Source organism: Gilliamella sp. WF3-4, assembly GCF_001690275.1.
Lineage (GTDB): Bacteria > Pseudomonadota > Gammaproteobacteria > Enterobacterales > Orbaceae > Gilliamella > Gilliamella apicola_C.
Genome location: NZ_LZGW01000048.1, coordinates 1 through 480 on the forward strand (window position 1 = coordinate 1; position 480 = coordinate 480).

The window sequence follows — 480 nt, forward strand, 5'->3', positions numbered from 1 at the left end:
CCCATTATATTTAACCGTAAAACGGGTAAAGTCTATGTTAACGAAAGTTACTTTTTTAACTTTAAAATATTACGCCATCCTGCAGTATTTTTACAACCGAAAAAACGCCGAATAAAAGAGTATGATTGGGATGATTTGCATGGTGTTATTATTCATAATATGTCGCGTAATGCTTTGAGCTCGACCGTGCTAATGGTGTGCCAACCCGGTACGCATCAAGTGATTGATCATATTATGCTAGATCCTATTCGCGCGGGCGCTGGTAGTACATTTGTTTGGGGATGGATCAATAGTTTTATGGTGTATTATAAATCTGCCAATATCGATGACGGTGAATATAAATCAGATCAAGAAGCGGAATTTAAAGCCCATAGGATTGACGGCCAAGGCTGGCCCGAATGGATGGTAGAAGCATTTAATGCTACATCATTAGAAGAGCTCGCCGGAATTAAACAACGGCACAATATAACGCAATAGCCC

Annotated in this window: 1 protein-coding gene; it reads left to right on the forward strand. The window is 39.8% G+C overall.

Features of this window, described 5'->3' with window-relative positions:
* The coding region (locus A9G47_RS14335; protein ID WP_218057468.1) for a DUF6708 domain-containing protein at positions 1–477 on the forward strand (477 nt) is incomplete at its 5' end.
* Positions 478–480: the final 3 nt, after the last annotated feature.